General features: G+C 55.3%; 22 protein-coding genes. 17 read left to right on the top strand and 5 right to left on the bottom strand.

Annotation, left to right across the window (positions count from 1 at the left end):
* Positions 1–110: 110 nt before the first annotated feature.
* The 3 genes from fdnI to fdnG are packed head-to-tail and all read right to left on the bottom strand — an operon-like array spanning position 111 to position 4,703.
* Positions 111–767 (bottom strand): formate dehydrogenase-N subunit gamma, encoded by a 657-nt coding sequence (fdnI, locus tag QQF33_RS01050; protein ID WP_285144423.1) that lies wholly within the window; start codon positions 765–767, stop codon positions 111–113.
* Positions 760–1,644 carry a formate dehydrogenase subunit beta gene (gene fdxH / locus QQF33_RS01045; protein WP_282495187.1) on the bottom strand — a complete coding sequence of 295 codons (885 nt, stop codon included), beginning with the start codon at positions 1,642–1,644 and terminating at the stop codon, positions 760–762. Before fdxH ends, fdnI begins: the two co-directional genes overlap by 8 nt.
* 11 nt (positions 1,645–1,655) lie before the next feature.
* The gene (gene fdnG, locus QQF33_RS01040) at positions 1,656–4,703 is read right to left on the bottom strand and encodes a formate dehydrogenase-N subunit alpha (protein ID WP_285148836.1); all 3,048 of its coding nucleotides are present in this window, start codon (positions 4,701–4,703) and stop codon (positions 1,656–1,658) included.
* 229 nt (positions 4,704–4,932) lie between these two features.
* Here fdnG and QQF33_RS01035 point away from each other — a divergent pair, with 229 nt between their 5' ends.
* The 6 genes from QQF33_RS01035 to QQF33_RS01010 all read left to right on the top strand — a co-directional run bounded on the left by QQF33_RS01035 (position 4,933) and on the right by QQF33_RS01010 (position 10,189).
* Entirely contained in the window at positions 4,933–5,253 is a 321-nt protein-coding gene (locus tag QQF33_RS01035) for a metalloregulator ArsR/SmtB family transcription factor (RefSeq protein ID WP_282495185.1), read from the top strand.
* A gap of 44 nt (positions 5,254–5,297) precedes the next feature.
* Positions 5,298–6,587, top strand: coding sequence for an arsenic transporter (locus tag QQF33_RS01030; protein WP_285148837.1), 1,290 nt, complete (start codon positions 5,298–5,300; stop codon positions 6,585–6,587).
* A gap of 11 nt (positions 6,588–6,598) precedes the next feature.
* Positions 6,599–7,024, top strand: a complete 426-nt coding sequence (gene arsC / locus QQF33_RS01025) for a glutaredoxin-dependent arsenate reductase (protein ID WP_285148838.1) — start codon at positions 6,599–6,601, stop codon at positions 7,022–7,024.
* 70 nt (positions 7,025–7,094) lie between these two features.
* Positions 7,095–7,973 carry an aromatic amino acid DMT transporter YddG gene (gene yddG, locus QQF33_RS01020; protein WP_285144418.1) on the top strand — a complete coding sequence of 293 codons (879 nt, stop codon included), beginning with the start codon at positions 7,095–7,097 and terminating at the stop codon, positions 7,971–7,973.
* A gap of 622 nt (positions 7,974–8,595) precedes the next feature.
* Positions 8,596–9,669 carry a porin OmpC gene (gene ompC / locus QQF33_RS01015; RefSeq protein ID WP_282495181.1) on the top strand — a complete coding sequence of 358 codons (1,074 nt, stop codon included), beginning with the start codon at positions 8,596–8,598 and terminating at the stop codon, positions 9,667–9,669.
* 79 nt (positions 9,670–9,748) lie between these two features.
* Positions 9,749–10,189, top strand: coding sequence for a GFA family protein (locus QQF33_RS01010; protein ID WP_282495180.1), 441 nt, complete (start codon positions 9,749–9,751; stop codon positions 10,187–10,189).
* On the opposite strand, the gene QQF33_RS01005 is transcribed toward QQF33_RS01010, so the two are convergent.
* Positions 10,179–11,117, bottom strand: coding sequence for a LysR substrate-binding domain-containing protein (locus tag QQF33_RS01005; RefSeq protein ID WP_285157225.1), 939 nt, complete (start codon positions 11,115–11,117; stop codon positions 10,179–10,181). The genes QQF33_RS01010 and QQF33_RS01005 overlap by 11 nt on opposite strands.
* A gap of 171 nt (positions 11,118–11,288) precedes the next feature.
* On the opposite strand from QQF33_RS01005, the gene QQF33_RS01000 reads away from it, so the two are divergent.
* From QQF33_RS01000 to QQF33_RS00960, 9 genes are all read left to right on the top strand, one after another.
* Positions 11,289–12,239, top strand: a complete 951-nt coding sequence (locus QQF33_RS01000; RefSeq protein ID WP_285157224.1) for a branched-chain amino acid ABC transporter permease — start codon at positions 11,289–11,291, stop codon at positions 12,237–12,239.
* An 8-nt stretch (positions 12,240–12,247) separates the two neighbouring features.
* Positions 12,248–13,354, top strand: coding sequence for a branched-chain amino acid ABC transporter permease (locus QQF33_RS00995; RefSeq protein ID WP_285157223.1), 1,107 nt, complete (start codon positions 12,248–12,250; stop codon positions 13,352–13,354).
* Positions 13,351–14,118, top strand: coding sequence for an ABC transporter ATP-binding protein (locus QQF33_RS00990; protein WP_285157222.1), 768 nt, complete (start codon positions 13,351–13,353; stop codon positions 14,116–14,118). The genes QQF33_RS00995 and QQF33_RS00990 overlap by 4 nt, the downstream gene beginning before the upstream one ends.
* On the top strand, positions 14,111–14,830 hold the full coding sequence (locus tag QQF33_RS00985) for an ABC transporter ATP-binding protein (RefSeq protein WP_285157221.1): 720 nt from the start codon (positions 14,111–14,113) through the stop codon (positions 14,828–14,830). Before QQF33_RS00990 ends, QQF33_RS00985 begins: the two co-directional genes overlap by 8 nt.
* Before the next feature lie 28 nt (positions 14,831–14,858).
* On the top strand, positions 14,859–16,016 hold the full coding sequence (locus QQF33_RS00980; RefSeq protein WP_285148848.1) for a branched-chain amino acid ABC transporter substrate-binding protein: 1,158 nt from the start codon (positions 14,859–14,861) through the stop codon (positions 16,014–16,016).
* A 17-nt stretch (positions 16,017–16,033) separates the two neighbouring features.
* Positions 16,034–16,516: an L-2-amino-thiazoline-4-carboxylic acid hydrolase gene (locus QQF33_RS00975; protein WP_282495173.1), complete on the top strand. Its 483-nt coding sequence runs from the start codon at positions 16,034–16,036 to the stop codon at positions 16,514–16,516.
* Positions 16,513–17,739 (top strand): Zn-dependent hydrolase, encoded by a 1,227-nt coding sequence (locus tag QQF33_RS00970; RefSeq protein WP_285148849.1) that lies wholly within the window; start codon positions 16,513–16,515, stop codon positions 17,737–17,739. Before QQF33_RS00975 ends, QQF33_RS00970 begins: the two co-directional genes overlap by 4 nt.
* Before the next feature lie 232 nt (positions 17,740–17,971).
* Entirely contained in the window at positions 17,972–18,451 is a 480-nt protein-coding gene (locus QQF33_RS00965; RefSeq protein WP_285157220.1) for an Hcp family type VI secretion system effector, read from the top strand.
* Between the two features lie 11 nt (positions 18,452–18,462).
* Entirely contained in the window at positions 18,463–19,350 is an 888-nt protein-coding gene (locus QQF33_RS00960; RefSeq protein ID WP_285148850.1) for a hypothetical protein, read from the top strand.
* Positions 19,351–19,859: 509 nt separating this feature from the next.
* Here the strand turns inward: QQF33_RS00960 and QQF33_RS00955 are convergent.
* On the bottom strand, positions 19,860–21,347 hold the full coding sequence (locus QQF33_RS00955) for an MFS transporter (protein ID WP_285148851.1): 1,488 nt from the start codon (positions 21,345–21,347) through the stop codon (positions 19,860–19,862).
* Between the two features lie 115 nt (positions 21,348–21,462).
* Here QQF33_RS00955 and QQF33_RS00950 point away from each other — a divergent pair, with 115 nt between their 5' ends.
* Complete coding sequence (locus QQF33_RS00950; protein ID WP_285148853.1) at positions 21,463–22,038, top strand: TetR family transcriptional regulator; 576 nt, start codon at positions 21,463–21,465, stop codon at positions 22,036–22,038.
* A 211-nt stretch (positions 22,039–22,249) separates the two neighbouring features.
* On the top strand, positions 22,250–23,641 hold the full coding sequence (locus QQF33_RS00945) for a NarK family nitrate/nitrite MFS transporter (protein ID WP_282495166.1): 1,392 nt from the start codon (positions 22,250–22,252) through the stop codon (positions 23,639–23,641).
* The last annotated feature ends 27 nt before the right edge of the window (positions 23,642–23,668 follow it).

Genomic DNA, 23,668 nt, shown 5'->3' with positions numbered 1-23,668 from the left:
AGCATGAAATGTTTTTATCGAGAATACCGGTTTTAATTCATTATTTTTAAAGCCTATTCTCTGTATCTCTTATCCCCGCACGGTGGTCATCTCCCGTGCGGGGATAAAACTTACTTCATCCCTTCCGAACTCTCTTTTTTCGCTTCCAGTCTTTCGACCTCACGATACCAGCGCGGGTGGTGTTTTTGCGCCCAGCGGCGGCTCACCTTCCCTTCGATCATTCCTTTAATCGACCCTTTCACCCAGAACGCCATATACATATGGATCAGGATGGCGTGGATCAGAATGATGGCGACGGTCGCATGGATCAGCAGACTGTAGCGAATCACCTGAATCGGGAAGTAATGCGCAAAGTACGGACGCCAGATAATCACCCCGGTCACCAGCAGCACAAAAATCATGCTCATGATGGTCCAGAACATCATCTTCTGTCCGGCATTGTACTTACCGACTTTCGCGACTTTGTGCTCATTGCCCTTGAGCACTTCGACAATCCCCTTCAGCCACGGAATGTCCTGCTTATCCGGGATGTTGTGATGCACGAAGCGCACGAACATGAACATCAGCACCACGAAGATCAGCACGCCGAAGAACGGATGCAGAATACGCCCCATCTGCGGTGTGCCGAAGGTTTCGGTCAGCCACTGCAGCGTCGGGAAGAAGAACGAAATCCCGGACACCGCCACCAGGAAGAAGCAGATGACCACCGTCCAGTGACAGGCGCGGTCGACAAACTTCGTGCGCACAATCATCTTCGACTTACTCATGATGCTCCTCCTCGTCGTCATCCACCTCTTTGTTCGGCCCGATACCGATGTAGTGATAAATCAACCCGGCGAAGGTGGCGATAAAACCGGCTGCCGCGAGCGGTTTCAGCGCCCCTTTCCACAGGTTGATTGAGGTGTCGATCGCCGGCTCTTTCGGCAGATTGTGATACAGCTCCGGCTGGTCGTTGTGATGCAGAACGTACATCACATGCGTACCGCCGACGCCCTGCGGATTATAGATCCCCGCGTTGTCGTACCCGCGCGCTTTGAGCTTATCGACGCGCTCTTGCGCCACGTCGAGCATCTCTTTCTTGGTACCGAAATGAATCGCGCCGGTCGGACAGGTCTTCACGCAGGCAGGCTCCTGCCCGATGCTGACGCGGTCCACGCACAGGGTGCATTTGTATACCCGGTTATCATCTTTGTTCAGACGCGGCACGTTGAACGGACACCCGGCGATGCAGTACCCGCAGCCGATACAATTATCCTGCTGAAAATCGACGATACCGTTGGCGTACTGAATAATCGCACCCGCGGACGGGCACGCTTTCAGACAGCCCGGATCTTCGCAGTGCATGCAGCCGTCTTTGCGGATCAGCCACTCCAGCTTGCCGTTCTGCTCGGTTTCGCTAAAGCGCATCACCGTCCAGGATTTGGCGCTCAGATCGGCCGGGTTATCGTAAACCCCCACGCAGTGCCCCACTTCGTCGCGGATATCGTTCCACTCCGAACAGGCCACCTGGCAGGCTTTGCAGCCCACGCAGGAGGAGACATCAATCAGCTTGGCCACTTCCGCTTTGTAATCCCGCGCACGAGGCGCGGGCGTCATGGCGTTGGTGGCGGAGCGTTTGATAATGTCTTGTGTTTCCATTGCCATTCGATCGCTCCTTACGCTTTCTCGATGTTGACCAGAAACGCTTTATATTCCGGCGTTTGCGAGTTGGAATCGCCGACGTTTGGCGTCAGGGTGTTGGCGAGATAGCCTTTTTGCGCCACCCCTTCAAAGCCCCAGTGCAGCGGGATCCCAACGGTCTCGACCTGCTGGCCGTTGACGTTGAGCGTCTGCAGACGACGCGTCACCACCGCCACCGCGCGAATAAAGCCGCGTTTGCTGCTCACCTTCACGCGATCGCCGTTGCTGATGCCTTTCGACTTCGCGAGGGTTTCGCTAATTTCGACAAACTGTTCCGGCTGAGCGATGGCGTTGAGCCGCGCGTGCTTAGTCCAGGTGTGGAAATGCTCGGTCAGACGATAGGTGGTCCCGACGTACGGGAACTTATCTTTCTTACCTAAGCGCAGCGCGTCGTCTTCGTACAGGCGAACCACCGGACTCGACACCACGTTCGGGTGCAGCGGGTTGGTGCCGAGCGGCGTTTCCATCGGCTCGTAGTGTTCCGGGAACGGCCCTTCCGCCAGTTTGTCGAGGGCAAACAGACGCCCCAGACCTTCCGGCTGCATGATAAACGGCCCGGTTTTGCTGCCCGGCGGCGCGGTGTTGAAGTCCGGGATATCGTTCCCCGCCCACTTCGTGCCGTTCCATTCGATCAGGCTGCGTTTCGGATCCCACGGCTTGCCGTTGATGTCCGCAGAGGCACGGTTGTACAGCACGCGACGGTTGAGCGGCCATGCCCATGCCCAGCCTAGCGTATTGCCTAATCCTGACGGATCGGCGTTATCGCGGTTGGCCATCTGGTTGCCCTGCTCGGTCCAGCTCCCGGCGTAAATCCAGCAGGAGGACGCGGTAGTACCGTCGTCGCGCAGCAGCGCAAAGCTGTTCAGCAGCTGACCTTTTTTCGCCAGCAGATTGCCGTTCGGATCATAGAGATCCGCCAGCGCTACGCCGTTGTTCTCTTTGGCAATCTCTTCCGATTCCGGATGATCTGGCTGCTTGTAGTTCCAGCTCATTTTCAGCAGCGGCTCTACGCCTTTACCGCCCAGGGTGCGATACATATCGCGCAGACGGTGGTAAATCCCGGCCAGAATTTCGCCGTCGTTGCGCGCTTCGCCCGGTGCATCCTGACCTTTCCAGTGCCACTGCAGCCAGCGGCCCGAGTTGGCAATCGAACCATCTTCTTCCGCGAAACAGGTCGACGGCAGGCGGAACACTTCGGTCTGAATCGACGCCGGATCGACATCGTTCATCTCGCCGTGGTTCTGCCAGAAGTTGGAGGTTTCAGTCACCAGCGGATCGATCACCACCATGTACTTCAGCTTGCTCAAACTGCGCACGACTTTGTTTTTGTCCGGGAAGGAAGCCACCGGGTTGAAGCCCTGGCAGATGTAGCCCGTGACGTTCCCCTTGTCCATCATGTTGAAATACTTTATGACGTCGTAGGCCTGGTCCCATTTCGGCAACCACTCAAAGCCCCAGTCGTTCTCTTTCTGCGCCGCATCGCCGTAGAAAGATTTCATCAGGCTGACGAAGAACTTCGGATAGTTGCTCCAGTAGTTCACCTGGTCCGGCAGCGTCGCTTTTGGCGTACTAGCGGTGAGATAGGTCTGGAGATCCGTCTGTTTTTCCGATGGCAGCGTCAGATAGCCGGTCAGGCTGGTGGAGAGCAGCCCCAGATCCGTTAAGCCCTGAATATTGGAGTGTCCGCGCAGGGCGTTCACGCCGCCGCCCGCCATGCCCATATTGCCGAGCAACAGCTGAATCATCGCCATGGTACGGATGTTTTGCGCACCGACGGTGTGCTGCGTCCAGCCCAGGGCGTACAGGAAGGTGGTGGTACGATCCGCCGCGCTGGTGGAGGCCAGCACTTCACACACTTTCAGGAAGTCAGCTTTTGGGGTGCCACAGATGTTTTCCACCACCTCCGGCGTATAGCGAGAAACGTGCTGTTTCAGCAAGTTCCACACGCAGCGCGGATCGGTCAGGGTTTCATCGCGTTTCGCAAAGCCGTTTTCGTCGAACTGATAGTTCCAGGAGGATTTGTCGTACTGACGTTTTTCTGCGTCATAGCCGCTGAACAGCCCGTCATCAAAGGCAAAGTCTTCCCGCACCAGCAGATTCGCGTTGGTGTAGTGTTTGACGTATTCGGCGTTGATTTTGTTGTTTTCGATCAGATACAGCAGCACGCCAGACAGGAACGTAATGTCCGTACCGGAACGAATCGGCGCATAGATATCCGCCACCGATGCCGTACGCGTAAAGCGCGGATCGACGACGATCAGCGTCGCATCATTGTTGTTTTTCGCTTCCATCGCCCAGCGGAATCCCACCGGATGGGCTTCAGCGGCGTTACCGCCCATCACCACCACGACGTTAGCGTTTTTGATATCAACCCAGTGGTTGGTCATCGCACCGCGACCAAATGTTGGAGCAAGACTTGCTACCGTTGGTCCGTGTCAGACGCGCGCCTGGTTGTCTACCGCCAGCATGCCGAGTGAGCGCACAAATTTTTGCGTCAGCATGCCGGTTTCATTACTTGCCGCAGATGCGCAGAGCATCCCGGTGGAAAGCCAGCGGTTCACGGTCACGCCCTGCGCGTTCTTCTCGACGAAGTTGGCGTCGCGGTCGGCTTTCATTAATTTGGCGATGCGGTTAAAGGCATCATCCCAGGAGATACGCTGCCATTTGTCGGAGCCAGGCGCGCGATATTCCGGGTAACGCAGGCGGTTGTCGCTGTGGACATAGTCCAGCAGGCCTGCGCCTTTCGGGCACAGAGCCCCGCGGCTCACCGGATGATCCGGGTCCCCTTCAATATGGTAAATCGCTTCTTTGGCGTTTTTCGCGCCATCGCCCAGGCTATACATCAATAGCCCACATCCCACGGAGCAGTATGTGCAGGTGTTACGGATCTCTTTGGCGCGCAGTAATTTGTAGTTGCGCGACTGAGCCAGCGCGATTTTAGGCATAAAGCCCAACGCCGCAGCTGTGGTTCCGGCCATACCGCCCGCGCAGATTTTAAAAAACTTTCTGCGGCTGACGTCCATCGTTGTCCTCGTTATTTTCAGGAGACTTCGCGCCGCAAACTATCAGCAAAGCCCCTGATTTTTTTGCGTCAAATCAATCTCCACGATCTTCGCCCCCTTAATAGTCCGCCCTGGCGGCTTCGCGTAATCCTTTAGGGTTAGCTTCTTATATGTTCTTTGATGAAAGTGGGTTTTCAACGTTACACATATGATTTACCATATGTGTACTCAAACTCATCTGGGCAAACACATGCAACATCCCGTTCAGCTGTTCAAAATTCTGTCGGATGAAACCCGTCTGGCGATCGTCATGCTTCTGCGGGAATCCGCAGAGCTGTGCGTCTGCGATCTCTGCGGGGCCACCGGGCAGTCGCAGCCAAAAATCTCGCGCCACATGGCGATTTTACGCGAGTCAGGGCTGGTGATTGACCGCCGCGCAGGGAAATGGATCCACTACCGCTTATCCCCGCACATGCCTGCCTGGGCGGCGGAAACCATTACGTCGAGCTGGCTATGTCTGCGGGATGATGTCCGCGCCTGGCTGGCAAAATCTTCGTCATCGTCTTGCTAACTGAAATAAACACATTCTTTAAAACATATCTGTTGGAGTCACACATGTTACTGGCAGGGAGTATTTTTGTCCTGACGCTGATCCTGGTCATCTGGCAGCCCAGAGGACTGAGTATTGGCTGGAGCGCGAGTGTTGGCGCGGCGCTGGCGCTGATGTTCGGCGTCATTCACGTCGCTGATATTCCGGTGGTCTGGAATATCGTCTGGAATGCGACGGCAACCTTTATTGCGGTGATTATTATCAGTTTGCTGCTCGATGAGTCCGGCTTTTTCGAATGGGCGGCGCTGCATGTATCCCGCAGGGGAAACGGACACGGACGCCTGCTCTTCACCTGGATTGTGCTGCTCGGTGCCGCTGTCGCGGCACTCTTTGCTAACGACGGTGCCGCGCTGATCCTGACCCCGATCGTGATTGCCATGCTGCACGCCCTCGGCTTCAGCCGAGGTACGACGCTGGCCTTCGTGATGGCCGCTGGGTTTATCGCCGACACCGCCAGCCTGCCGCTTATCGTCTCCAACCTGGTGAATATCGTTTCGGCGGATTTCTTCCAGCTCGGGTTTACCGACTATGCGTCCATCATGATCCCCGTTGATCTCGCCGCGATCGCCGCCACGCTCGCAATGCTGCATCTCTTTTTCCGCAAGGACATTCCGGCGACCTATGACGTGGCGCTGCTGAAAACGCCAGCCAGCGCGATTAAAGACCTGGCCACCTTCAAAACGGGCTGGGTTGTGCTGGTGGCTCTGCTGGTTGGCTTCTTCGTGCTGGAGCCGCTGGGAATCCCCGTCAGCGCGATTGCCGCCACCGGCGCGGCGGTGCTGTTCGCTGTCGCCAAAAAAGGTCACGGGATTAACACCGGAAAGGTCCTGCGCGGCGCGCCGTGGCAGATCGTCATTTTCTCGCTGGGGATGTATCTGGTGGTTTATGGCCTGCGCAATGCTGGCCTGACGGAATACCTCTCCGGATTGCTGAATCTCCTCGCCGATAAAGGTTTATGGGCAGCGACGTTCGGCACCGGTTTCCTGACCGCTTTTTTGTCGTCCATCATGAACAATATGCCGACCGTCCTGATTGGCGCCTTGTCGATAGACGCCAGCAGCGCCTCGGGCGTCATTAAAGAGGCGATGATCTATGCCAACGTCATCGGCTGCGATTTAGGTCCGAAAATCACCCCGATTGGTAGTCTGGCGACACTCCTGTGGCTGCACGTGCTTTCCCAGAAAAATATGACCATCACCTGGGGCTATTATTTCCGTACCGGCATTGTCATGACCCTGCCGGTCCTGTTCGTCACTCTGGCCGCGCTGGCGTTGCGGCTCTCTGTCACTGCGTAATGAGATATCCTATGAGCAACATTACTATCTATCACAACCCGGCCTGCGGCACGTCGCGCAACACCCTGGAGATGATCCGCAACAGCGGCACTGAACCGAACATCATTTACTATCTCGACACCCCGCCGTCGCACGATGAGCTGGTGAAACTGATCGCCGACATGGGTATTCCTGTGCGCGCTCTGCTGCGCAAAAACGTTGAGCCTTATGAACAGCTGAATCTTGCCGATGCGCGTTTTACGGATGAACAGCTGATCGGGTTTATGCTCCAGCACCCTGTTCTGATCAACCGCCCGATTGTGGTGACGCCGCTTGGCACTCGTCTGTGCCGCCCTTCGGAAGTGGTGCTGGATATTCTGCCGCAAACTCAGCAAGGGGCGTTCACCAAAGAGGACGGTGAGAAAGTCGTTGATGCGTCCGGCAAACGGATCCGCTAGATTCATTCGCGCAAGCGCCTGAAACAGTGCTATAAAATTGCCCCTGGATGAACAGGTCTTTGGGGAAATAATGGACAGGAAAAGAGCAACACTGACGGGACTCGCCGCCATTGTGCTGTGGAGCACGATGGTCGGGCTCATTCGCGGCGTGAGCGAAGGACTGGGGCCCGTCGGTGGTGCGGCAATGATTTACACCCTCAGCGGGTTACTCTGTTTAGTCACCGTGGGATTTCCGGATATCAGACGCTTCTCACCCCGCTATCTTATTGCGGGCAGCGTCTTATTCGTCAGCTACGAAATATGTCTCGCCCTCTCGCTGGGTTACGCCAATACCCGCCATCAGGCGATTGAAGTCGGAATGGTGAATTATCTCTGGCCGAGCCTGACGATTGTGTTCGCTATTTTGTTTAACGGTCAAAAATCGAACCTGTGGATTATCCCTGGATTATTGCTCGCGCTGCTCGGCGTTTGCTGGGTATTAGGCGGTGAGAATGGTCTGCATATCGATGAAATTACCGCCAATGTGATCTCCAATCCCCTGAGCTACGGACTGGCATTTGCCGGTGCATTTATCTGGGCGGCGTACTGCACGGTGACCAGTAAATATGCCAAAGGTCAGAACGGTATCACGCTGTTCGTTTTACTCACCGCGCTGGCGCTGTGGATGAAATATCTGTTTAGCGATCAGCCGGAAATGGTATTTAGCGTACCGGTGGTGATTAAACTGCTGATGTGCGGGATTGCGCTCGGATTCGGTTACGCATCGTGGAATATTGGTATTCTGCACGGGAATGTGTCAGTGCTTGCCACCGTCTCTTATTTCACACCGGTCCTCTCCGCTGCGCTGGCCGCCGTGCTGCTCAACGCCCCGCTGTCCTTCACCTTCTGGCAAGGGGCGCTGATGGTGTGTGCGGGCTCGTTGCTGTGTTGGTATGCGACGCGAAAATAACCGTTTTCAGGGGGATTTTCCCCCTGCTGTATTCCTCACCCAAATAAAATGTGATCCCGCCTCCGGTTATTTATAATTAACATAGTGTTTACATTTAAATTCTGTTTATATCTCTCCGCCCTGAAACTTCCTTTTACATTTATATTGACACAAATTGACAACGCAGCGGGATTAGTTAGCCTCTAATAATCCCCGTAGATATAACCTACGCCGCAATAGTTTATGACTGAATATTTCACCATTAGCTGTCTGTTATATCAACGCTAACTACGTAACCCACTGATTTACCGTTCGCGCAGCTTATTTTTAAACCGCCATACATCCGCAATGATTGATAATCCCCCTGATAAATAAAACCCCACTAAAACTATGCGATACCATATTATTTTTCTAAGAAAATACTCAATATCAGAATAATAATTAATCAATTCCGCGTAATATTGGCCGTTTTATCGGACCCACGTCACACTAATTGAAATTATCAGCAATGTTTTGAAACTTATTATTGAAATGAGGCTACAACATTCTTAAAAATAGCATGCCATTGACGAACGACCTCGTTTAGAAATTGTTTATTAATGGCAAAGGCAGATAGCCAAAGAAAATTATAAGGATTATTAAAATGAAACTTAAATTAGTTGCAGTGGCAGTGACTACAATGTTGGCTGCAGGCGCGGTAAACGCGGCTGAAGTCTTTAACAAAGACGGTAACAAGCTGGATCTGTACGGTAAAGTAACAGGTCTGCACTATTTCTCTGACGACACCAGCAACGACGGCGACAAAACTTACGTGCGTCTGGGCTTCAAAGGTGAAACTCAGATCAACGACCAGCTGTCCGGTTACGGCCAGTGGGAATATGAGTTCAAAGGCAACAACGACGAATCCAACGGCGATAAAGGCAACAAAACCCGTCTGGCGTTTGCTGGCCTGAAATTCAACGAATTTGGTTCTTTCGACTACGGTCGTAACTACGGCGTGGCTTACGACATCGGCGCATGGACCGACGTTCTGCCAGAATACGGCGGAGACACCTGGACTCAGACTGACGGCTTCATGACTGGCCGTACTACCGGTGTTGCAACCTACCGTAACAGCGATTTCTTCGGTCTGGTTGACGGCCTGAACTTCGCTGCACAGTACCAGGGTAAAAACGACGACCGTGACATCACCACCGCAAACGGCGATGGCTGGGGTCTGTCTTCTACCTATGAAATGGACGGTTTCGGCGTGGGTGCTACCTATGCGAAATCTGACCGTACTGACAACCAGGTTCGCGCTGCAAGCAACCTGAACGCAGGCGGCGAAAACGCAGAAGTTTGGGCTGCTGGCCTGAAATATGATGCGAACAACATCTACCTGGCAACCACCTACTCTGAAACCCGCAACATGACCAACTTCGGTGACGGTTACATTGCGAACAAAACTCAGAACTTCGAAGCGGTTGCCCAGTACCAGTTCGACTTCGGTCTGCGTCCTTCCCTGGCATACCTGCAGTCCAAAGGTAAGGACATCGGTTCTTACGGTGACCAGGATCTGGTGAAATACATTGAAGTGGGTACCGTTTACTACTTCAACAAAAACATGTCCACCTACGTTGACTACAAAATCAACCTGGTTGATGACAATGCCTTCACCAAAGCTGCTGGTGTAAGCACCGACAACATCGTTGCACTGGGTCTGACTTACCAGTTCTAAGAATTCGTCTGTTAAAAAAGCCAGCCCTTGCGGCTGGCTTTTTTTATCGCAGTCATCAGGCGTGATAAAGGAGTACGCCATGCATCTCTATACGGGACGCTGCTTGTGCGGGATGAGCCATTTTAGCGTCAACATCGAAGCGCTCGATGTCTATGCCTGCCACTGCACCAACTGTCAGAAGTGGTCGGGCGGTATTGCCATGTATCTGGAAACCCAGGGCGAACCCATTGTCGAAAGCGGTTCGATTGCCCCATCGCACTTCTCTTCATCTGCGCGCGGTGAACGCTGGTTCTGCCCCGGCTGCGGCTGTCCGCTGTGGTTTGAACTCACCCCCACCGGGCGCTATTTTGTCCCCTGGACGCTGCTCGAGCTGAACGAAGACGATCGTCGTCGCCTGGTGCTGGCCGCCGAAATCTATACGGAAACGCAACCGGCCTTCTGGCGACTCACCGGCCAGTACGCACGATTCAGCGGCACCGAAATCGAAGCCCTGGATAAGCACTGCTCGTTTACACCGTAGCGCTGCCCGCCGCACGCCGGAGCCAGGCTTGCAGTAGTTTGCCATCCTCGGTCATGTCCGAATCCTGACGGACGCACAGATAATAATCGCGCCCGTCATCGATGGGGGCGTCAAAGATTTTCACCAGCTCGCCGCTCTCCAGATAGGGTGCGATCAGCGGCTCGCGCATCAGCGCACAGCCGAGCCCCGCCTGAACGCCCGCCAGAGTTAGTAATCCATCCTCAAACAGCGGACCACTCTTGCGCGCTGTCCGTTTCACGCCCTGCTGGATAAACCACTGTTGCCAGGTACTGCGCTCTTCATCGTGCAGAAGCGGCATTTGCAGCAGCTGTTCCGGGGTATCGATATGCCCGTGAATGCGCAAAAACGCCCGGCTGCACACCGGCACCATCTGCCCGGAAATCAGTTTTTCGCTCTGATACCCCGCCCACTGGCCGTTACCAAAGCGAATCGACATATCCGAGGCGTCGCTGAGATAGTTGCGATGGTTGGCATACACAACGTTAATTTCCGTCTGCGGGTTGGCGCGCATAAAGGCGGGCAGACGCGGAATAAACCAGCCCATGCCAAACAGCGGGATCAGGCTGATGGTCACCTGACGCGTCTGGGCCTGCTCCACCAGGTGCTCCGTCGCCTGGCGCAGGACGTTAAACGCCGCGCGGATCGAGCGGTAATAGTCGCGCCCCTGCTGGCTCAGGATCAGCCTGCGCCCCTGACGCTCCGTGAGCGGCATTTGCAGATACCCTTCCAGCACCTTCAGCTGATGACTCACGGCAGAGGGCGATATCGCCAGCTCCTGCGCCGCCAGGGTGACGCTCCCCAGCCGGGCGATCGCCTCGAAAGCGCGTACGGCCCGCAGGGGCGGATCGTTTGCAAGACGGCTTTCGGCATACGCAGGCAGCAGGAGTGATTGTTCTGTTTTATTCATATGTTGATTTTATTGGTCTCTTTTCGCCCAGGTGACGATTAACTATTCTCTTTAAAATCATTGTGATAAATCAATCTCGAAATATCATAAGAAATAATATATGCGTATTTTACAATTTAATTCAATTGTCGGATGTTACCCGCTGAAAGAGCAATCTGTCGGGTAAACACATTGGATACACTGATACAACAACTGATCAATGGCGTGATGCTGGGCAGCATCTACGCGCTGATCGCGCTGGGCTATACGATGGTGTATGGCATTTTGCGCATTATTAACTTCGCCCATGGCGACATTTTGATGGTCGGCGCGCTCACCACGCTGTCGGCCCTGAACGCGCTGAACAGCACGTTCCCACATATGCCGCAGCTGTTGCAGCTCGGCTTTGCGCTGGTCATTGCCATGGCCGTCTGCGCCCTGCTGGCGATGGCGGTGGAGCGCTTCGCCTACCGCCGCCTGCGCAACGCCCCGCGTCTGGCGCCGCTGATCTCCGGGATTGGCGTCTCCGTCTTGCTGCAAACCGTGGCGATGATTATCTGGACGCGCAACCCGCTGATGTTCCCGCAGATCCTGCCGATGGACGCCATTGCCGTCACCTCGGGCAGCGTTGACCATCCTCCGGCCATTGTGACGGTCACAGGCATCGTCACTGTGTCACTGGCACTGATCGTGATGATCGGCCTGTGGCTGCTCGTGGAATACACCCGTCTTGGGCGCGGGATGCGCGCGGTGGCGGAAAACCCGCGCGTCGCCACGCTGATGGGCGTCAACCCCAACGCCATTATCACGCTCACCTTCGCCATCGGCGGCATCTTCGCCGCCCTCGCAGGCGTAATGATGGCCAGCAACTACGGCAACGCCAGTTTCTCGATAGGCTTTCTGCCCGGCATCAAAGCCTTCACTGCCGCCGTGCTGGGCGGAATCGGCAATATTCGCGGCGCGATGATCGGCGGGATTTTACTCGGGATCATCGAAGCGCTGGGCGCAGGCTATCTGGGTGAACTGACAAATGGCGTGTTCGGGAGTAACTATCAGGACGTCTTCGCCTTCATTGTGCTGATTCTGGTACTGGTATTCCGTCCGGCAGGTCTGCTGGGCGAACGCGTGGCGCACAGGGCGTAGGGAAAATTATGACAACCACATCACTCCAGGCTCCTGCCTCTTCGCGCCGCTTCTGGTCCGGCATGACGCTGTTCGTCATCGCCCTGCTGGTTGCGCCGATATTCGCTAGCCAGATCGGCGGCAACTACTGGGTGCGCGTGATCGACTTTGCGCTGCTGTACATCATGCTGGCGCTCGGGCTGAACATTGTCGTCGGCTACACCGGCCTGCTGGATATGGGCTTTATCGCCTTTTACGCGGTTGGGGCCTATCTGGCGGCACTGCTGGCCTCCCCGCATCTGCTGGAGGTCTTCCCGATCCTCAGCGTCTGGTTCCCGGACGGGCTGCACACTTCATACCTGCTGATCATCCCGCTGGCGGCGCTGGTCGCGGCGGTGTGCGGCATTATCCTCGGCGCGCCGACGCTAAAACTGCGCGGCGACTATCTGGCGATTGTCACCCTCGGCTTCGGGGAGATCATCCGCATTCTGATGCGCAATCTCGACCGCCCGGTGAACATCACCAACGGCGCGAAAGGCATTACCGGCGTCGATACCCTCAATCTGTTTGGCCTGAAATTTAGCGGCGTCTATCACTGGTTTGGCATGAAAGTCCCGGCTCTGTGGCTGTGGTACTACCTGCTGATGCTGGTGATTGTGCTGATTATTTTTGTCTGCCTGCGCCTGCAACACTCGCGCATTGGCCGGGCGTGGCACGCGATTCGTGAAGATGAGGACGTGGCCCGCGCGATGGGCATCAACGTGCGCAACTACAAGCTGCTGGCCTTTGCGATGGGCGCCTCCTTTGGCGGCGTCGCAGGTGCGTTGTTCGGTGCTTTCCAGGGCTTCGTGTCGCCAGAATCCTTCACCCTGCAAGAGTCCATTGCCGTGCTGGCGATGGTGGTACTCGGCGGGATGGGCCATATCCCTGGCGTGATCCTCGGCGCGGTGCTCCTGACCGCCCTGCCGGAAATCCTGCGCAGCCAGGCGGCCCCCGTTCAGCAGGCGCTGTTTGGCACCGTGCTGATCGACCCGGAAATTCTGCGCCAGCTGTTCTACGGCCTGGCGCTGGTGCTGGTGATGCTCCTGCGTCCGTCCGGGATCTGGCCGGTCCGTCACAAGGAGGTCAAGGCATGAGCCTGTTAACCGTGCGCAATATGTCTAAACGCTTTGGTGGTCTGACCGCCGTCGACGATGTTTCTCTCTCGATCAACAAGGGCGAAATCTACGGCCTGATCGGCCCCAACGGCGCAGGCAAAACCACCTGTTTCAACCTGATCACCGGCCTCTATCCGGCGGACAGCGGCGAGTTTTCGATTGCCGATAAACCCTATTTCCCGAAGCAGATCGACAAAGTCACCGCCGCCGGTATCGCACGCACTTTTCAGAACGTGCGCCTGTTTAACGAAATGTCGGTGCTGGAGAACGTGATGGTCGGTCGCCATGTGCGCACCCGCAACGGGCTCTGGGCGGCACTAACGCGCCATCAACGCGCTCGCGCTGAAGAGGCGCAAACCCGCGAGCTGGCCTGGCACTGGCTGGAGTATACCGGGATCGCCCGATTCGCCCACTATCGCGCCTGTGACCTGGCATACGGCCATCAGCGTCGACTGGAGATCGCCCGCGCGCTGGCGACCGACCCGCTGCTGCTGGCGCTCGACGAACCGGCTGCGGGCATGAACGCCGCTGAGAAAAACGCTCTCGGCGAACTGCTCACCCGTATTCGTGACGACGGCAAAACCCTGTTGATGATAGAGCACGACGTCAAGCTGGTGATGGGGATCTGCGATCGCCTCACGGTGCTGGATTACGGCAAAACCCTGGCCGTCGGCACGCCCGACACGGTACGACGTGACCCGGCGGTGATCGCCGCCTGGCTTGGAGGCAACGCCCATGTCTGAATTACTCAAAGTCGAACGCCTGGACGTGCATTACGGCGGGATTCAGGCGGTGCGCGGCGTATCGTTCACCCTGCAGGAAGGCGAACAGGCAACGCTGATCGGTGCTAACGGCGCGGGCAAAAGCTCAACCGTGCGCGCTATCACCGGGTTGGAAAACTTCGGCGGCAACATTCTGTTTAACGGCCAGCCGGTGCGTAAACGCAAAGCCGAAGCCTTGCTGCGCGACGGGCTGGTGATGGTCCCGGAAGGTCGCGGCATCTTCGCCCGCATGACGGTGCTGGAGAATTTACAAATGGGTGCCTGGCTGCGCCGTGACACTGTCACAGTAAAAAGAGAAATGGACGAGATTTTCGACCGTTTCCCTCGCCTCGGCGAACGTCAGCATCAGCTCGCCGGGCTGCTTTCCGGCGGTGAACAGCAGCTGCTGGCGCTGAACCGCGCCCTGCTCAGCCGCCCGCGCCTGTTGATCCTCGATGAGCCGTCGATGGGTCTGGCACCGAAAATGGTCGAGAACATTTTTCAGGTTATCAAAGGGCTGCGCGAACGCGGCGTGGCCCTGCTGCTAATTGAACAAAACGCCCGGCTGGCGCTGGAAGTGACGGACCAGGCCTGGGTGATGGACAGCGGCAGCATCGTGCATCACGGCGAATCCAAAGCGCTGCTCGATGACGACCAGATTGCACAGATTTATTTGGGCGAAATGCCCGTTTAACACACCAACCAACACCAGGGAAATTATAATGAAAACCTTAAAAATCAGTGCGCTCAGCGCCGCGCTTTTGCTCAGTGGTTTTGCCTCCTCCGCCTCATGGGCGGCCCAGAGCGAAACCGTCATCATCGGCCTGGCAGGCCCGCTCACCGGCCCTTCCGCGCGTATCGGGAAAGATCTGGAGAACGGCGCACAGCTGGCGATCGATGACATCAACAAACAGCACCCGACCATCGGCGGCAAAGCGGTGACCTTCAAACTGCAGTCCGAAGATGACCAGTCTGACCCGCGCACCGCCGTGGCCGTCGCGCAGCGTCTGGTCGACAGCGGCGTGGCAGGCGTGGTCGGCCACTGGAATACCGGGACCAGCATTCCGGCGGCGCGTGTCTATCATGACGCCGGGATCGCCCAGGTCGCGCCAGTCGCCACCGGTCACGCCTATACCAAACAGGGCTTTGACACCAGTTTTCGCGTAATGGGCCACGACGATGACGGCGGCCAGTTCGCGGGCGAATATGCGGTGAAAACCCTGAAAGCCAAACGCATCGCGGTGATCGACGACCGCACCGCCTTCGGCCAGGGCCTGGCAGATGAATTCATCAAATCGCTGGAAGCTCAGGGCGTGAAGATTGTTGACCGTCAGTACGTTGACGACAAAACCGTCGATTTTAGCGCCGTGTTAACCGCCATTCGCAGCAAAAACGCCGATCTGGTGTTCTTCGGCGGCGTGGATAGCCAGGCTGCTCCGCTGGCGCGTCGCATCAAGCAGCTGAATATGAACGCCACGCTGATGGGCGCGGGCGGCTTCGTTAGCCAGACCTTCCTGCAGCTGGCACAAAAAGAAGGCGAAGGCGTAGTGGCGCTGGAGCCAGGACTGCCGGTCGACCAGATGCCGGGCGGCAAAGCCTTCGAGCAGGCTTATCAGTCCCGCTACCACACCCATATCGAACTGCACGCCCCGTTCGCCTATGACGCCACCCGCGTGCTGGTGGCGGCAATGGAAAAAGCCGACTCCGTCGATCCGTCTGAGTACCTGCCCGCCCTGCGCGCCATCAGCTATTCCGGCGTCACCGGCCAGATCGCTTTCGACGATCAGGGCAACCTGAAATCCCCGTCCTTTACCGTTTACAAAGTGGTCGACGGGAAATGGCAGCCGCAAACCGTTCTGGGCGGCGCAAAAACGAAGTAACGCAGTGAGGCAATGTGATGAGCGATAACAATGAGCTGGGCATTCTCGCCCGCCGCAAAATAGAAGCAGAAATTATTAAACCCATTTACGAGATCCTGGTGCGCGAGATAGGGAAAACCCGCGCCCAGGCGGTGATTGGCGAAGCCATTGAACAGGCTGCAATTGACGCCGGGGCGCATTTTGCCCGCCAGGAGCCGAACGGCGCGGACGTGAAAAGCTTTATCGCCCTGCAATATCTCTGGGAAAAAGACAACGCGCTGGACGTGAAAGTGATCGACGCCGACGACCAGCAGTACAACTACAACGTGACGCGCTGCCGCTACGCCGAGATGTATCACGAGATGGGGCTCGGCGAGATCGGCCACCTGCTCTCCTGCGCCCGCGATGAGAAATTCATCGTCGGCTACGCGCCGGACGTGGAACTGACGCGCACCACCACCATTATGCAGGGCGGAAAATGCTGTGATTTCCGCTATCAGACCAAAAAGGACAAAGCATGATCCGCATCGATGCGCCGCGTCTGTGGTCCACGCTTGCGATGATGGCGCAAATCGGCGGCACGCCCGCGGGCGGCGTGACGCGTCTGGCCCTGAGCGAAGAAGACCGCATCGCGCGCAATCTGCTGCGCGACTGGGCGCTGGAGGCGGGATTTGCCTGTGACGTCGACAGCATGGGCAATATGTTTATTCGCCGCGCCGGAAAAAACCGCGACCTGCCGCCGGTGATGACCGGCTCGCATATGGATTCCCAGCCGCTGGGCGGCAATTACGACGGGATCTACGGCGTGCTGGCCGGGCTGGAAGTGCTGCGCACCCTGAACGACCACCAGGTGGAAACTGAGCGCGACATCGTGCTGGTAAACTGGACCAACGAAGAAGGCGCCCGCTTCGCCCCGGCGATGCTTGCCTCCGGCGTCTGGTCCGGGCAGTTTAGCGAGGAATACGCCCTCGCCCGCGCGGATAACGCGGGTGTGACCGTCGGCGAAGCGTTGGATGCGATCGGTTATCGCGGTACCCAGCCTGCCCGCGCGTTTCCGGTTCACGCCTGCTACGAACTGCACATTGAGCAAGGACCGATTCTGGAAGACGAAGCGATTGATATCGGTTTGGTGCGCGCCGCGATGGGCCAGCGCTGGTTTACCCTGACGCTGGACGGCTTTGCCGCCCACGCAGGCACCACGCCGATGCACAGCCGCCGCGACGCGTTAACTGCCTTCGCCGAGCTGGCGCTGATGGTGGAAGAGATCGGCTATCAGCACAAACCGGACGGTCGCGCGACCATCGGCATGGCGCAGGTCACGCCGAACTCGCGCAACGTCGTGCCCTCACGCGTGGTGTGCAGCGTGGAGTTTCGTCATCCGCAAAGCGAGGTGCTGGAAGCAATGGAAGTGGCGCTGCGTGAAGCCGCTGAAGGGCTGGCGACGCGAGGAGTCACGGCAAATGTTGAGCGGATCTTCGACTACGCGCCGATCGCGTTCGATGAAGCCTGTCTGGCGCGCAGTGAAAAAGCGGTCGAAGCCCTCGGCTATTCGGCAAAACCGATGGTTTCCGGTGCCGGGCACGACACCTGCTATATCAGCAAAATCGCCCCGGCGAGCATGATCTTTATTCCCTGCGAAAAAGGCATCAGCCACAACGAAGCGGAAAAGATCCTGCCCGAGTGGTCAGAGAAAGGGGCGAACGTGTTGCTGCATAGCGTGTTGAGCGCAGCACTCGAAAAATAAGCCGGATGCGCTGCGCTTATCCGGCCTACGGGTTGGATGTGATTTGTAGGCCTGGTAAGCTTCGCGCATCCGGGCTTTTTTGACTATTCATGCTGTATATTTAACAACCTCCTCATTTTTCCTTTTTTCACATTGCCTGCTAAAAATGAACGCTGAATAATCGTTCAGCGTTTCACTTCAATATGATGAGTAATGCACTTATAAATGGAATGAATGAAAAAGGAATAATCATATGGCAGGGTTAGTTTATCTTACGCTGGTAGGTGAAATACAGGGATTAATCTCTTCCGGATGTCTGACTCAGGCATCTGTCGGTAATAAAGCGCAAGTTGCGCACGGCGATCAAATACTCGTTTATTCTCTCTCCCACACCCTTTCAAGAGAACGGAACGTGAATCACCACAACGTCTCTATTGTTAAACCCCTTGATAAATCCTCTCCATTATTAGCAAAAGCCATAACGGATAACGAATCCCTCAGCTGCGTGTTCGATTTTTATCGCACTGACAAAGCCGGATGCATGGAGTGTTATTACCGTTTAAAACTCACGGATGCGCGGATTGCTGAACTGGATTTACATATTCCCCGCTCAGTGTCACAGAATGGAAAGGAAGCACAGGACAGAGTTTCATTCAGCTATAAATCCATTAGCTGGGAACATGTTAATGCAGGCACCAGCACCTATAGTCTGTGGGAAGAAAACATTTTCTAGGGAAAGCAAATATGAAAAACTTTGATCCTTTAAGAGACAATACCTGGGCAGGCTACATGGGCGATATGTTGCGCGGGCAACAGCCCATCAATCAGCTAATCCCAAACCATCCCTATATTGATGCTCTCCCACAAATCGAACAACTGCTGGAGAAAAACACTCAATATTTCATGTTGCTAACCCTGGCGGAAGCGCGGGGAGTATTGAGCGATCTGATGGGGCAGACGGACGATTTCTTTTCCTACACGCTGGGTGGAGGAAACATAAAAGACATCTGGGATGGAGCGCATAATTTCGCTGGCTTTTCAACGTACCTTGATGAGGCTAACCAGCTTCAATTTAATTTAAAAGGTCTGGGGATAACGGCTAAGGCCTGCCGCTATGGTGGAATTTCTTATATCAAAATTAACGGATATCCCAGCTTGAGACGGATTTTAAAAGGTACCCGCTATCGCGCTGGTAATATGCAGTTACTGGAATTGGGCATAGGCTGGCGCGGAATGACTTACAGCATTTATCAGGGTGCAAAGTTTTGTGTTTATTTTTCTCTCGCATTTAGGGCAATGGAATTGATTTTCAAAAATGATTACACGCTCATTGTTTTTTTTGGTGATGTCATTGCAGATGCGGCAAAAACAATTATTTCCTGCGTAATTGTTGGGGCTGTTGGTTTTTTGTTTACGCTAATTAGCGCCCCTGTTATTCTCACTGCCGGGTTTCTCATCATTACCAGTGTGTACTTAAACAAGACATTAAACAGACTGGACGAAAAGAATGGATGGTCCACGACATTAAAAGAAAAAATAAATGAGTTATTAGTAAAAGAACAAAAAATATTAGAATGGAACAATCAATACATGAATACTGGCTTACCCTCTTCCTTCTTTATAAGTTATTAAATGGAGATAATCATGCTTATTAAAATAATAACTAAAACAGCATACACCACGATTTCATTCGTCCTCATAGCAATACTAAGTATGCTTCTCTATTTCTCTATCAATATACCATACCATGATTTTATGCTATTTTTTAGCGATAGTAATTTCTTTTGGTTTGATGGTCGACATTTGGCAATGTTATCATTTGCACCTATGCTAGTATACGGAATTATAATGATCGCATGTGTTCCCTTTACTATAGGCAATCAAGTGCCAAAGGTTTTTGCTTTTTCTGGAAATCTCCTCGCAATGCTATCGATATTATTCTTAGTTCTATTTAATATAGTTTCCCTCTTTGTTTATTTTTATATTATCTTTATGAGTTCCTTTAGTTCATGCAAGCCCATCCCAATGCTGTCTCATTATTTCGCCACTGACCCAGCCATTTGCAAAACCATCGTTAACCATGATTTAGGTTAATCTAAATGATAACCCCGACAGCCAAAGTTATGTTGTCGGGGTTATTTTTACCTCTGCTCCACCTTCGCCAGGCTAAACCAAATCCCGGTCGCCAGTATCAGCAGCATGGCACCCGCGCTGCCGAGTGCGACGCTGTGCGAGGTGATAAACGCGGTTTTGGCGGCCTCGATAGTGGCTTCGGCCAGCGTCGGCGAGAGATCCTGCGCGACTTTCACCGCTTCACCGATGGACGACGCGGCTTTTTCAGCCAGGGAACCGTTCAACCCCTGCGGCAGGTCGATGGAGGCCGAGAAGCTACGGGTGAGCAGAAGACCGAAAATCGCGATCCCCAGACCCGCGCCTAATTCGTAGGACATGGTTTCGATCGCACCTGCTGCGGCCGCTTTTTCTTTTGGCGCTGCCGCCATGATCGCAGCGGTTGACGCCAGCAATGCGCTTGCGGCGCTGAAACCGAGCAGCACCATCAGGCTCCAGGCCTGCCACTGCTGGGTGCTGAAATCGAGCATCGACAGCCCGATAAAGCTCACCGCACTCAGCCCCATACCGCCCGCCGCGACCAGTCGCAGCCCGAGTTTACCCACCAGCACGCCCGCAATCGGCCCGCTGAAACCGCTGGCGACCATCAGCGGCAGCATAAACATGCCGGCCTCAAACGGCGTAAAGCCATGCACGAACTGCAGCTCCTGGGCCATCAGCAGTTCAAAGCCCACCAGGGCGATCATCGCGGTCATCGCCATCACCACGCCGCTCAAAATAATGCGATGGCAGAACAGGCGCATGTCGATCATCGGCTTGCTGGCCCGCAGCTGGGTGCGCACGAAGATAAAGAGCAACACCGCGCCGGTCAGGAGGGTTCCCGTCACGATCGCCGGAGAAAGTGTGCCTTTCAGCGCCGTTTTAGCGCTGTAGACCAGCAGCAAAATCGCCACGATCAGCATCAGGGCGTGAGAGATGTTGAGCGTCTGCTCCGGGCGTCCCTGCTGTTTCGGTACGAAGTGCGCCGCCAGGGCGACCACAACCACCACGATCGGGACGTTGATCAAAAACACCGATCCCCAGTAGAAGTGCTCCAGCAGCAGGCCACCGACCAGCGGACCAAATGCCGCCCCGCCGGAACCGACCGCGGCCCAGACGCCTAACGCGATATTGCGGTGACGCGCCTCGACAAACAGGGTGCGAATACCCGCCAGGGTCGCCGGGATAATCATCGCCGCGCCAATCGCCAGCGTCGCACGGGCGGCAATCAGCCAGGCGGCGGACGGGGCAAACGCCGCGGCCAGGGACGAAAGGCCGAACAGCACGCTGCCGAGCATCAGCAGCTTTTTAAAGCCAATGCGATCCCCAAGCGCGCCCATTGGCAGCACCATGCCCGCCATCACCAGCGAGTAAATATCAATAATCCACAGCAATTCGTTACCGCTGGCCCCGAGCGTCATACTCAGCGTCGGCGCGGCGACATGCAGTACCGTTGCGTCAATCGCGACCGGAATATAGACCAGCACGATAATCACTAACGCTAACCACCTTTGAAACATAAATTTCCCTTTCAACTGAATCTGGACACGTGTCCAGGATGCGATCCTACGGAAAGTTGAACGTGTGTCCAGCTTTTTGTTACACTCGTTTCGTCGCCATTGAGAGTGAGTTGAAATGAGCTATTTGAGCAAGGACGAACGGCGGGAAGATATCCTGCAGGCCGCGATGCGCGTCGCGTTGAGCGAAGGGTTTAGCGCCATGACCGTGCGGCGCATTGCCGGCGAGGCCGGTATTGCTTCCGGGCAGGTACATCACCATTTTGCCAGCGCCGGGGAGCTCAAATCTCTGGCCTTTGTGCGTCTGATTCGCGATCTGCTGGATGCCGAAATCGTCGGTGAAAACGCCGACTGGCGACAGCGCCTGCACGCCATGCTCGGCAGCGATGACGGCGCGTTCGAGCCCTACATCCGCCTGTGGCGGGAAGCGCAGATCCTCGCGAGTCGCGATCCGGAAATTAAAAGCGCCTATGTGGTGACGATGGAAATGTGGCATCAGGAAACTGTCGCCATTATCCGCGCGGGTGCAGAGGCAAACGCCTTTACCCTCTCCGATCGCGCAGAGAATATCGCCTGGCGATTGATTGGTTTAGTCTGCGGACTGGACGGTATCTATGTGTTAAATATGCCAGAAATGGATGACGCGGCCTTTAATAGCCATCTGGATAAATTAATTACCCTTGAATTGTTTTAATACTCCTTTCTGAGTATTAAAAACCGCAATATTTTACAATTGGTAACACATAAAGCGAATCATCTTCCCCCTAACAAACTCAGGGATTCGCTTTCTTATCTATCCTTTCAGAAGCATCTGAAAAATTCCAAAAATCTTAATCGCATAACGTCAGCCATCTGACTGTTTTCACTTCTCTTTTCTGTTTTTTACGGGTAAGTACGAGGGCGATATGTCACAACAAAGTGAGAAAAATAATCATTATCTTTTAAATAACTGGAAACCTGAAAACGCGGCATTTTGGGAAAATAAAGGCAAACACATCGCGCGACGAAATCTGTGTATCTCGGTCGCTTGTCTGCTCCTCGCCTTCTGCGTCTGGATGTTATTTAGTGCTGTTGCGGTCAATCTTAATAAAGTCGGCTTTAATTTCACCACCGATCAGCTTTTCATGTTAACCGCATTACCTTCCCTCTCTGGCGCAATATTGCGCGTCCCCTATTCCTTTATGGTGCCGATATTTGGTGGTCGTTACTGGACAATATTAAGCACCGTGATTTTGATTGTTCCCTGCGTGTGGCTCGGGATCGCCGTACAGAATAGCGCCACGCCGTACTGGGTCTTTATCACCATCGCCCTGCTGTGCGGATTTGCCGGGGCGAACTTCGCCTCCAGCATGGGTAATATCAGCTTCTTCTTCCCGAAAGCCAAACAGGGCAGCGCGCTGGGGATTAACGGTGGGTTGGGTAATCTGGGCGTCAGCGTGATGCAGATGGTGGCCCCGGCGGTGATTTTCCTGCCGATGTTCGCCTTTCTCGGCGTCCACGGCGTGCCACAGGAGGACGGCTCTGTGCTGTCGCTGGCCAACGCCGCCTGGATCTGGGCACCGCTGCTGCTGATTGCCACTCTCGCCGCCTTTTTCGGCATGAACGATATCGCCAGTTCGAAAGCCTCGATTGCCAGCCAACTGCCGGTGCTGAAACAGCCGCATCTGTGGCTGCTGAGCCTGCTCTATCTGGCGACCTTCGGCTCCTTTATCGGTTTTTCCGCCGGTTTTGCGATGCTGGCGAAAACCCAGTTCCCGGATGTGAACATCCTCCATCTCGCCTTCTTCGGCCCGCTCATCGGCGCGCTGGCACGTTCGGCGGGCGGCGTGGTGTCGGACAAACTCGGCGGCGTGCGCGTCACGCTGGTGAATTTTATCCTGATGGCCGTCTTCAGCGCCCTGCTGTTCCTGACGCTCCCCGGCTCCGGCTCTGGCAACTTCACCGCCTTCTATCTGGTGTTTATGGGCCTGTTCCTCACCGCAGGTTTAGGCAGCGGCTCCACCTTCCAGATGATTGCCGTGATCTTCCGCCAGATCACCATCTACAACGTCAAACTGCGCGGCGGCAGCGAAGAGCAGGCCCAGCAGGAAGCGGTGTCGGACACCGCCGCGGCGCTCGGGTTTATTTCCGCCATCGGCGCGGTCGGCGGCTTCTTCATTCCTAAAGCATTCGGTACCTCGCTGGCAATGACCGGTTCGCCCGTCGGCGCGATGAAAGTCTTCCTCGTGTTTTATATCGTCTGCGTGTTCGTCACCTGGCTGGTCTATGGCCGCCGACAGAAACACGTCAAATCATAACAATTCAGATCGACACATTTGTGAGCA

The organism is Lelliottia wanjuensis, assembly GCF_030238365.1.
GTDB classification, from domain to species: domain Bacteria; phylum Pseudomonadota; class Gammaproteobacteria; order Enterobacterales; family Enterobacteriaceae; genus Enterobacter; species Enterobacter wanjuensis.
This window is presented reverse-complemented; position numbering and strand designations above follow the sequence as displayed.